Raw genomic sequence first — 10,737 nt, forward strand, 5'->3', positions numbered from 1 at the left:
CTAATTGCTCGTTTGGCTTGACCATACAACACCCAAGTGGTTTGTATACAAGTCTAATTAATCTATCTTGTATAAGCTGTAGTGGCTTATAGAATAAAGAAAGAATATTTCGATATCACCTTTAACCTTGATTCAGTCGGGTTTATAGTTGGTCGACTAAAAAGTAAAATTTATAGTCAAACAATAAAAACAACAGACTCATATCTAACCCCCTTTGCTGACGACAATAGCGCGATGGCCCCACCTGATCCCTTCCCGAACTCAGAAGTGAAACATCGTTGCGCCAATGGTAGTGTGGGTTCGCCCATGTGAGAGTAGGTCATCGTCAGCTCTCTATACTTAAAAAGAGTCATCCTTAACAGGGTGGCTCTTTTTTTTATCTTTTATTCTTAGTGACCTACACAGCAAATCCTTTCAATAGGATTTGCTCTTGCACTGCCTTGAGGAGGAAAAAGCGAAACACTATTTCGCCCGACGCAAGACAAGAGCTATGCTCGCAGTTAGCATGCAATTTTTACGGCGCTCAGGTCATCGTCAGCTCTCTATTCTGAAAAACCCCCTTTGACTTATGTCAAAGGGGGTTTTCTTTTGCCTAGCGGTTATGGAAATTGTTGAGGAATGGTGTGGTATTATCTATCAATACCTAACAGTCACCTTCACTTATTATCTATTTTGGAGCATACCATGGGCGTTTCTATCTACTATACAGCTGAGCGTGCGACACTTTTGACGGAGCAAGAGCAAGAAAATATTACACTGATCGTTGATAAGTATAATGAAAGCTTTGAGCACACAGAAGAGGCAGAGTCGTTTGATCTTTACGCCTATGATGATAGTGAGTCAGAGGTGATATTAGCAGGTGCCACAAAAATATCTTCTAGCATGGACGTTGAGGATCTTATTTATACGCTTGGTCATTGGCTAGAATGTTTGACTGAGATTCGATTGGTAGTTGCTGATGCAGAGTGGCATGTACACTTAGACGATACTGACGCAGTATGGGTAGATGATAAATGGCAGATGGAAGAATAACTTATTAGTATTAGGTGAAGCGTACCATTCATTGTTAATCAGCTTGAGTCTATATGAATAAATTTTACAGCGATCCTCTCATTAGAGCGCTATTCAAAAGAAAACCCCCTTTGCTCATGCGGAGGGGGTTTTCTTTTGCCTGCAGTTTGGGGTAAATAGTGGAGTTTAGTAGTATTGTCTTTAATATCGGTTTAAAGTAGATGAGCATAATAATGCTAGGCTTAAGAGCAAGCAGCTGGGATCATCAATATTGATCTTTTAGCATTTTAAAAGGTTAGTTAACTTTCAATAACACCAAGCTAGAAAGCAAATTAGGATACAAAGCGATGTTAATTATTAAACTAACTGATAGTAAAGAGAATTTGGACGATATTGAGAAAATATGTCTATATTTAACAAAACACAAAGAATTGTTGCCTCTGATAACCACTGAAGAAGGTAAGGATATTTCCTATATTTTAAAGCCAACATTTAAGGCTGATCACAACGAATCTGAAAAGAAAGCGCACTGGGAAAAAGTTTTTAATGAGTTTACGCTAACTGATAATAAAGGCGATGAAATGCGTTTTCATAGAGAGAAAAAAACAGACGCTCTATACTTTGGTACTAAGAAAGGATTTGAGACCCTAGAAAGTATCAATAATGATGAACCTGCTATTAAAGGTAGATTTAACCACTAAAGTGATTAGTGAGCTTCTGTTAATTGATTGAGCTTTGATTTAAGATATGTTTTAGTCAGACAGTAAGCTGTTATGAGTGTCTGGTAACTTTAGAATGGAGTCTATATTTTGTTTAAACTTTACTATTATCCAAACAATGCTAGTTTGGCTCCACATTTTCTCCTGCACCATGTGCAAGCGGATTATGAGTTAGTGCTTGTCGAAAGAGAGAAGGACACTCACAAATCAGCCGACTATCTGAAGTTAAATCCTGCTGGGCGTATTCCCACGCTGGTCGTTGATGGGCAACCAGTTTTTGAAAGTCCTGCTATCTGCATTCATATTTGTGAATCCTACCCAGAGTACGAGTTGATACCTCCACTTGGCGATCCTAAACGGCCATTATTTTTTCAGTGGCTCGCATTCTTAAACAATACGTTGCAAGCGGAGCTGATGGTTCGTTATTATCCACACCGTCATACTAATGATGAACGTAATATACCAAGTGTTATATCTGCGCAAGATGATCGTATTGCAGAGGCTTTGTCTATTATTAATGATCAGCTGGAGTCTAATGAGTTTTTGCTTGGTGAAAAACTATCGGCATGTGATTACTTTCTCTTTATGTTGGCAGAGTGGTCATTGGTATCAGAAAAGTCGCCTATGACCTATAAAAACTTGGCAATGTATCTAAATCGATTAAGTGAAAATCTTAGTATAAAGGCGGTATGTGAGTTTGAAGAGATAGATCTGACACCATTTAAAATATAATCGTACTAAGTTATCAACGTTATAACTCAGAATTTTTAAGAAAGTATTGAGGCAGCAAAGGGAAAGCTTATGTCAATTTGGTCACTGGTTCTAATATCATTCTTGCATATTACGATTGGTGGGGCTTTTTCACTTGGTTTTCTCTTTTATATTTGTGCAGAGAATAGCCCAGATTTATCCAAATTTGAAAATACGGCCCTTTTTACTTTACTCATCGCATATTCAGTCTCTCTGTTAGTAAGTACTGGACTGGCCATTTACTATTATGTGGCACTTAATAGCGAGTCGTACTACTTATGCTTTTCGTTATCTTGGGGTTTGCTCATATTACTATTAGGGTATTGGACATATATTTCGGCGAGATTTCGCTAACAAATGGTTTAAGAAGATTTGGCAGATCAGTGAGATTTTTCTGTGGATGGGGTCGAGAGTTTGTAAAGAATTCTTTTATATGAAAAGTTAATTATTCGTTTTCTATTCTAGCTCCCCTTTTACTAGAGTGAAGGGTTTTTTTTATATGATGTTTACTCAAAACTCATAATTTCAACCCCCACTGATATATCAAATAATTATATAAATATAAACAAGTGTTTAATATCGTGTGATGCAAGTGTTATAGCTATATTGTTGGTGTATGATATTAGTGATGAATATAGCCTAATGGTGAATCATAATATGTTTTCAATCTGTTTGCCCTAAATCAAGGAATATGAATGTCAGATAACCTGCCAGTTCTATTAAGTTCTCCATCTGTAGTTAATTTTCCAGCGGTAGTTAATACCGAGATAGAGTTTCTTTCCCAAGCTCGAAAGCTGTTAGATGCAGGTTTTCCTGATCATTCTCTTTTAGATATATGGAATGCCGCTGTTCATAATCTTAGGCGTAGAGTAGAAGCATATGGTTTAGACTTATTTTTATCAGCTATAAAAGATGATAGTGGTCGAAAAAAATACGACAAAGATGGTGAAACTATAAATGAGAGATGGTCAGGAGTTGACGATATGACTCTTATCAGTGGGGCAACTAAACTTGGAGTACTTAATAAAAAAGCAGGCAAATCATTAGAGATGATTAACTGGATGAGAAACCATGCTTCTCCAGCGCATGCTAGTGATAGTAAAGTCGAGATTGAAGACGTATTTGCTTTAGCACTTATGCTACAAAAAAACCTATTTGAAGCAGAAATGCCTGATCCAGGACATTCACCTTCTGGTTTATTTGAGCCAATTAAAAAGTCCGAGCTATCAAATGAAAGTATTGAGCTACTTAAAGATCAAATCAGAGCATTTAAACAAGGTGATATAAGAATAACTTTTGGATTTTTATTAGATTTAATTACAAAGGGTGAGTCACCAGCACATAATAACGCTAATAATCTTTTCATAGAGGTCTGGAATAAGTCGAATGATGATTTGAGAAAAACTGCAGGGCAAAGATATCACTCGTATTTGCTCGAACCCGACTCTGATACTAGTGAAGATGGTGGAGCTAAAATAAGAGTTTTAGAGACTTTAGTAAAAGTTGATGGGATTAAGTTTATCCCCGATGCAGCTAGAGCTAGTCTTTATAGGCATGCGGTGAAACAATTAGCTAAAGCAAAAGACACATCATATGGTTGGACAGACGAAGAAAAAGCAGCAAAAGCACTTAATCAGTTTGGTCCTCATGTACCTTCAATAGCTTTTGAAGACGTATATCAAGAAATACTGACGGTATGGGTTGGCAACTATTGGGGCCGCTCATCAGCTCACTTGACACTTCAACCATTTATTGAAGTCCTAAACAGTAATCAATTGATGTCGCTATCAAGATTATTTTTAGAAAATGAAAGAGCAAATGCAGAATTAGTTTATTCTAGACCAAAAAATAATGCTAAAGACTTACTTACAGCTATCAAAGGTAAATTGACAATCCAAGCTAGTATTGATGAAATAGACGAAATAATTTTTGCAATTAAGAAAATGTAGAGTGCCTAATGAGGTAATTCACAATGGTGAAATATTTACTGAGCTCATAATCTATCACTGAGTGTAGCTCTATATAAGAAACCTTTCTTGAAAAACCCTAAAGCTATATCTCCAAGTGGCAGATAAAAAATATAAAGTATTTATTAGTAATCTAGTAAAATAATTTAAAGAACAATAACTACCAAAGAGAACCCTATGACCACCTCAAAAGTAACCTATCAAGGCAATCTACGCACCCAAGCCATCCATTTACAGTCTAACAATCAAATCATCACTGATGCCCCTACGGATAATCATGGCAAGGGCGAAGCGTTCTCACCGACTGATTTGCTAGCGACCAGTTTGGGCAGTTGTATCTTAACGATTATCGGTATTAAAGCTGAAGCGATGGATATCGATATCTCAGGTACGACCGCAGAAGTCACCAAAGTCATGGCTGCCAAACCAAGGCGCGTGAGTGAAATACACGTTATAGTCAATTTCTCAAAAGTATTGGATGAGAGTACGTTAAAACGATTTTATAAAACTGCGTTGACGTGCCCAGTAGGCAACAGCTTGGATCCTGCTATTACTCAAAACTTAGTATTCCATAATGGCACAGACGCCTAACATGGCTAATAAGACTTTACTGATTGTGGCTCATGCGCCATCGCCCAATACTCAGAAATTGGCGCAGGCAGCCGTCGATGGTGCCAATCATCCTGATATAGATATCACTGTCATTTTGAAATCACCGCAGGATACGCAGCCTGAAGATGTGTTGGCAGCTGATGCGTTACTGTTAGGCACGACTGAAAATCTGGCGTATATGGCAGGGCTGACTAAGGATTTCTTTGATCGTTGCTATTACCCAGTGTTAGAGAAGACGCAGGGCATGCCATTTGCGCTATATATTCGAGCAGGGCATGATGGTACGGGTACTAAGCGTGCGCTCAAAACCATTACCACGGGATTGCGCTGGTCTTGGGTGCAAGAGGCGTTGATACTACAGGGCGATTGGCAAGATAGCTTTGCTGAGCAAGTAGAAGAGCTTGCCATGACGCTAGCTGCTGGGGTAGAAGCAGGTATTTACTAGTATTGAGATATTTGGCAGTGACTAGGGTAGGATTTGACAATGCTTATGAATCTATCGACATTCATGCTAAGAAAATAATAGACGGTCTGGAGAGAGTAGTCATGCATGACGACAATATGGATAGTGATAATCCAAATAGTAAAATAGACATCGCTGCATTGCCGTTTTCTCAAGCGTGTGAGAATAATAAGCAGCCTATCTTAGAAGTGCTGCAAATTGAGCTACAAGGCTTTAGCCATGTGCTAGAGATTGGCTCTGGAACTGGTCAGCATAGTGTGCATTTTGCGCCCAATCTGCCTGAGCTACAATGGCAAACGAGTGATGTGATTAGTAATCATCGGCACATAATAGCTTGGCATCATGCTTACCCTGCGCCCAATCTATATGCCCCTTTAGCGTTTGATTTGGCGCATGACTCAGTACCTGTTAATAGTCATTTAGATAGTAGCCATGTAGACAAACCTTATGATGTGATGTTTACGGCCAATACGCTGCATATTATCAGTTGGGCTTTGGTTGAACGATTGTTTGCATTGGTTGGTGATGCGCTACCTACTGATGGCAAACTGATTATATATGGCCCATTTAACGAAGATGGTAAACATACCAGTGAGGGCAATCAGCGATTTGATGCGATGTTGAGAGCAGGCAATCCTGATAGTGGTATTCGCCATAAAGAAGATGTTGTCAGTTTAGCAAAGGCTCATCATTTAGAACTCAGAAAAACACATACGATGCCTGCTAATAATCAACTATTGGTATTTCGGAAGAGTTAAATGCTTAAGATTGTATAAAAAAAGCCACCTCAATTAAGATCAGAAGATGATCGATTGAAGTGGCTTTTTATTTGGGTTTTCTTATTTAGGCTTTCTTATTTTTTACGCTGTTAGACTATTTATATTCTTCTGCTAAAAAGTCCAAGTAACGCTTCCAAGAGCGTTCATCTGCACGTGCATCATACCTATCACTACCGAACACACTAAAGGCATGTGGGGCGCCGCTATAAGTGACCATCTCGTGAGGTATCTTAGCTGCTTCTAGTGTCTTACCCAAAGTCGCAAAGCTTTCTAGAGAGACAGATTGGTCAGCTGAGCCATGGAATACTAATATCTCTCCAGTGGTATTGTCATAACTTTGACCGGTTGGAATATCAAAGGCTCCGTGGAAGGGCACAAAGGCTTTTTGTGGGAATCCTGAGCGTGCTAGCTCTAGAGCAACCGTACCGCCGAAACAGTAGCCCATGGTCGTGCCTTTACGCACATCGTTACCTTGCAGTCGTCCTGCGTTCAATGCACCTTGTAGCAAGCGGCGCATCTTATTGCGATCGTCATATAGCTCGCCAGTTAGACGTTTGTTTTCTTCAACAGAAGTAGGACGAATGCCTTGACCGAACATATCTGCTGCTAATACGTTGTAGCCTTCAGTCGCTAACATGTCCGCACGTTTGCGCTCATAGTCAGTTAGCCCATCCCAGTCATGAATCAATAAGATAAAAGGGGCATTAGGCTTGTCGGCTTTGGCGTAATAGCCTTCGTATGCTTGATCATCCACTGTGTAAGTAACGTTTTTAGTCGTAATGGCGGTAGCCGTTTGGCTGAAAGTCAGTGCCATTAGACCGACTGACGCACCCATTAATAATGAGTGGTAAGGGGTTTTAGACGGAGCATTTGAAGTTGGTAACATGGTAGATCGCCTTATAGTCATATAAAAAATAGTCGTATAAAAAGATAAATATTTTGAAATGAGGGCATACCCTAAAACCATGCCAATGTATTTATCAGTCGTTTTTAATGCTTCATAAAAGCATACCTTAAAAAATCACTACATTACAAGAATCTATTATCAGTGTTGATGCTCACTTTAAACCATCTAAAACGGCTTATTTATCACGGCTGCAAACTTTAACCAAATATCAACAAGGAGTGCCATGAATTAGTCATATCTTTTGGCTAATATTAGATACAGCTCAGCATAGAGCCTACTTTTAATTACTAGCTAGGATGCATAATGAAAAATAATATTGATCATACTGACCCCGCTAAAGATATGAATACTGAACGTGGCAATGGTGGCGAAACCCATCAGCGTGCCAGTGATGACACTAAGGTTTTGACGACGCAACAAGGCGTTGCCATCTCTGATAATCAAAACTCTCTAAAATCTGGTAGTCGTGGACCCACATTGCTAGAGGATTTTGTACTGCGTGAAAAGATTCATCATTTTGACCATGAGCGTATTCCTGAGCGTATCGTCCATGCGCGTGGTAGTGCCGCACACGGTTATTTTGAGCTAACAGAATCACTAGAAGAATATACCACGGCGAAAATTTTGACCGAGACGGGTAAGCAAACGCCTTTATTTACGCGTTTTTCTACCGTTGCCGGTAACAAAGGCTCAAAAGATACGCCTCGTGATGTCCGTGGTTTTGCTGTGAAGATCTATACCGAAGAAGGTAACTGGGATATCGTCGGTAATAACATGCCGATTTTCTTTATTCAAGATGCGATGAAGTTCCCAGATTTGATTCATGCGGTAAAACCAGAGCCTGATCGCGGTTTCCCGCAAGCGGCATCTGCGCATGATACCTTTTGGGATTTTGTATCATTGACTCCTGAAACCATGCACAACTTGATTTGGCTGATGAGTGATCGTGGTCTACCGCGTAGCCTACGTATGATGGAAGGCTTCGGTATCCATAGTTATCGTCTCATCAATAAAGAAGGCAAAAGTACCTTTGTACGTTTCCATTGGAAGCCAGTACTGGGTGTGCAGTCAACCACATGGGATGAAGCAGTGAAAATTTCGGGTGCTGATCCTGATTATCATCGTCGTGATTTGTTTGAATCAATCAATAATGGCGACTATCCTGAATGGGAATTTGGTGTTCAGTTATTTACCGAAGAAGAAGCCAATGAATTTCCGTTTGATCATTTAGATGCAACCAAACTGATTCCAGAAGAGATGGTGCCAGTGAAGGTAGTGGGTAAAATGGTGCTCAACCGCTACCCAGATAATTTCTTTGCGGAAACGGAGCAAGTCGCATTCTGTCCATCACATTTGCCGCCAGGTATCGACTTCAGTAACGATCCATTGTTGCAAGGTCGTCTATTCAGTTATCTAGATACCCAGCTATCACGTTTAGGCTCGCCTAACTTTGCACAAATTCCAATCAATGCACCAAAATGTCCATTTGCGAACAATCAGCAAGATGGTCATATGCAAATGCAAGTGCCTAAAACCCGCACGCTTTATGAGCCACAGAGCCTAGATCCAACGAGACCTCGTGAAAGCGCCAAACGTGGCTTTGAGTCATTCCATGAGCAGTTGGATGATGGGGTAAAAGGTCGCGTACGTGCAGAGAGCTTCGCAGATCATTACAGTCAGCCGCGTATGTTCTATCGTAGCCAAACACCGACGGAGCAATCACACATTGCAACCGCGTATGCCTTTGAGTTGGGTAAAGTAGATACCGCACATGTACGTGCTCGCATGCTTGGTCATTTGATTCATATCGATGAAGATTTGGCCAATCGTGTGGCAACCGCGCTCGGTATGGAATTGCCAGAGCCTGCGGATGCTGCGGCGCCTGTACTAGACATGGCAACATCTAAAGCAATACAAACTATTGGTCTGACTCCTGACAGCCTAAAAGGTCGTATGATCGGTATATTGGTAGCAGAAGGGTCCAATAGTAGTGAAGTCAAAAAATTCGAAGATGCTGCTAAGGCGCAGGGTGCTAGTGTCAAGATAGTAGCACCTAATAAAGAAGTGGTACTGGATGATGGTATCCGTATACAAGCCGATGAGCGTCTCGCTGGTGGCCCGTCAGTGATGTTCGATGCGGTAGTGAGTATCATCATGCCTGAACAGGCTAAGAAGCTCGCAAAAGACAGCTCTGCGTTAGATTGGTTCAATGACGCTTATAATCACTGCAAAGCGATTGCGTATTGCGGTGCGACGGATGAATTCATTTTGAGTAAACTTCCTGTTGAAAAAGACAGTTTTGTCACGCCACTAGCTGAACTAGATAGCTTCATTGAAAATGCGAAGTCTCGTCTGTGGGAGCGTGAGCCAAAGGTACGTGATTTGGCGTAATTAATCTCACACAGTTTCCAAATACGTTAAATTTCTTCAGAAACTCAGCCTATGTGCTGAGTTTTTGTTTATGTGAGGAAAAGTGGTTTATAGTCACAAGCGTTCACTCAAAGTCATTACAATCTACATGGCGAGGGTTATACTAAATTCTATTAAGGCGCGTTAAAAGCGTCTCATATAGTAGGGATACTATAAAAGTGACCAATCATGTAGCAGGGAATGCAAATGAGTTTATGTGAAATTGTACGTTTAGAAGGATATATTCAAAGCACGTATCTGGCGGTATATCCAGATAAGATTATGCTGTTAGATGGGGCATGTCGCCCTGATGTGCCGATGGTATTAGAGTATATCAAGACAACGTTGCAGCGACCAATAACTGATCTAAAAGTCGTCGTCGTCACTCATATGCATCCAGATCATGCAGGCGGCGCACATAAATTCCGAGAGCAGACGGGTTGCCTGATTGTCTCAGCAGACAAAGATACGCAGTGGTACAGCCGTATCGCTGGGCGCACCATGCATCTTGTCGATATGAATCTTGCGCATTATGTGGCGAGACGTCAAGGTCGCTCTCCAAAAAATCTATATTATCCAGCGCATCTCAAGGCCGATATCACCGTTGGTGAGGGTGACTGCGTGCCAGGGTTTGATGAATGGCAGGTGTTAGAGACCCCAGGTCATACAGACCGTGATTTGTCTTTGTTTCACATGCCCAGTCGACAGGTCTATACGGCTGACTTAATTATCAAGCTACGCCACAAGTTTGTGGCGCCTTTTCCTGTCTATGATCCTAAGGTTTATATTCAATCACTACAAAAAATAAAAGACTTAAAACCTTCAATGGTCATGATGGCACATGGGTGTGAGCTGGCGATAGATGAGGCAACTTTTGATATGTTGATTACGCAAGCCCCCAAGCATCCACGTACGATTAAAGACACGATCAAGCATAAATTACTGTGGCGAAAAAATAGCGAATTTACTGTCTTTAAGAAAAAACGAAAAAAATAAAATTTAAACGAAAAAAAGCTCAGTTACTATTATAGTAACTGAGCTCTCTAAATATGGTGGGCCGACCGCGACTCGAACGCGGGACCAATTGATTAAAAGTCAACTGCTCTACCAACTGAGCTAT

Annotated in this window: 10 protein-coding genes and 1 rRNA gene; 10 read left to right on the forward strand and 1 reads right to left on the reverse strand. The window is 40.6% G+C overall.

The annotated features are described in order from the left end of the window. The first annotated feature begins 216 nt into the window (after positions 1-216). The 8 genes from rrf to AAEY75_RS13990 all read left to right on the forward strand — a co-directional run bounded on the left by rrf (position 217) and on the right by AAEY75_RS13990 (position 6,280). A 5S ribosomal RNA gene (gene rrf / locus AAEY75_RS13955) occupies positions 217-331 on the forward strand. A 353-nt stretch (positions 332-684) separates the two neighbouring features. Beyond that, positions 685-1,032, forward strand: a complete 348-nt coding sequence (locus tag AAEY75_RS13960; protein WP_352259888.1) for a hypothetical protein — start codon at positions 685-687, stop codon at positions 1,030-1,032. A 326-nt stretch (positions 1,033-1,358) separates the two neighbouring features. Continuing rightward, positions 1,359-1,712: a hypothetical protein gene (locus AAEY75_RS13965; RefSeq protein WP_352259889.1), complete on the forward strand. Its 354-nt coding sequence runs from the start codon at positions 1,359-1,361 to the stop codon at positions 1,710-1,712. Between the two features lie 108 nt (positions 1,713-1,820). Beyond that, positions 1,821-2,462: a glutathione S-transferase family protein gene (locus AAEY75_RS13970; RefSeq protein ID WP_352259890.1), complete on the forward strand. Its 642-nt coding sequence runs from the start codon at positions 1,821-1,823 to the stop codon at positions 2,460-2,462. Between the two features lie 713 nt (positions 2,463-3,175). Then, on the forward strand, positions 3,176-4,429 hold the full coding sequence (locus tag AAEY75_RS13975; RefSeq protein WP_352259891.1) for a hypothetical protein: 1,254 nt from the start codon (positions 3,176-3,178) through the stop codon (positions 4,427-4,429). Positions 4,430-4,624: 195 nt separating this feature from the next. Next, positions 4,625-5,038 (forward strand): OsmC family protein, encoded by a 414-nt coding sequence (locus AAEY75_RS13980; protein WP_352259892.1) that lies wholly within the window; start codon positions 4,625-4,627, stop codon positions 5,036-5,038. A gap of 1 nt (position 5,039) precedes the next feature. After that, entirely contained in the window at positions 5,040-5,504 is a 465-nt protein-coding gene (locus AAEY75_RS13985) for a flavodoxin family protein (RefSeq protein WP_352259893.1), read from the forward strand. Between the two features lie 17 nt (positions 5,505-5,521). Continuing rightward, positions 5,522-6,280, forward strand: a complete 759-nt coding sequence (locus AAEY75_RS13990) for a DUF938 domain-containing protein (protein ID WP_352259896.1) — start codon at positions 5,522-5,524, stop codon at positions 6,278-6,280. Positions 6,281-6,395: 115 nt separating this feature from the next. On the opposite strand, the gene AAEY75_RS13995 is transcribed toward AAEY75_RS13990, so the two are convergent. Further along, positions 6,396-7,187 carry a dienelactone hydrolase family protein gene (locus AAEY75_RS13995; protein ID WP_352259894.1) on the reverse strand — a complete coding sequence of 264 codons (792 nt, stop codon included), beginning with the start codon at positions 7,185-7,187 and terminating at the stop codon, positions 6,396-6,398. Positions 7,188-7,511: 324 nt separating this feature from the next. On the opposite strand from AAEY75_RS13995, the gene AAEY75_RS14000 reads away from it, so the two are divergent. Further along, positions 7,512-9,599, forward strand: coding sequence for a catalase (locus AAEY75_RS14000; protein WP_352259895.1), 2,088 nt, complete (start codon positions 7,512-7,514; stop codon positions 9,597-9,599). Between the two features lie 225 nt (positions 9,600-9,824). After that, a complete protein-coding gene (locus tag AAEY75_RS14005) occupies positions 9,825-10,613 on the forward strand; it encodes an MBL fold metallo-hydrolase (RefSeq protein WP_201548678.1) in 789 nt (262 codons plus the stop codon). Positions 10,614-10,737: the final 124 nt, after the last annotated feature.

It is taken from the genome of Psychrobacter sp. TB55-MNA-CIBAN-0194 (assembly GCF_040309505.1).
GTDB lineage: Bacteria > Pseudomonadota > Gammaproteobacteria > Pseudomonadales > Moraxellaceae > Psychrobacter > Psychrobacter fozii.

What these genes read in the sequence shown, in the direction of transcription:
- AAEY75_RS13985 (WP_352259893.1), top strand. Translation starts at nt 5,040, where the DNA reads ATGGCTAATAAGACTTTACTGATTGTGGCTCATGCGCCATCGCCCAAT.
- AAEY75_RS13980 (WP_352259892.1), top strand. Translation starts at nt 4,625, where the DNA reads ATGACCACCTCAAAAGTAACCTATCAAGGCAATCTACGCACCCAAGCC.
- AAEY75_RS13995 (WP_352259894.1), bottom strand. Translation starts at nt 7,187, where the DNA reads ATGTTACCAACTTCAAATGCTCCGTCTAAAACCCCTTACCACTCATTA.
- AAEY75_RS13960 (WP_352259888.1), top strand. Translation starts at nt 685, where the DNA reads ATGGGCGTTTCTATCTACTATACAGCTGAGCGTGCGACACTTTTGACG.
- AAEY75_RS14000 (WP_352259895.1), top strand. Translation starts at nt 7,512, where the DNA reads ATGAAAAATAATATTGATCATACTGACCCCGCTAAAGATATGAATACT.
- AAEY75_RS14005 (WP_201548678.1), top strand. Translation starts at nt 9,825, where the DNA reads ATGAGTTTATGTGAAATTGTACGTTTAGAAGGATATATTCAAAGCACG.
- AAEY75_RS13965 (WP_352259889.1), top strand. Translation starts at nt 1,359, where the DNA reads ATGTTAATTATTAAACTAACTGATAGTAAAGAGAATTTGGACGATATT.
- AAEY75_RS13975 (WP_352259891.1), top strand. Translation starts at nt 3,176, where the DNA reads ATGTCAGATAACCTGCCAGTTCTATTAAGTTCTCCATCTGTAGTTAAT.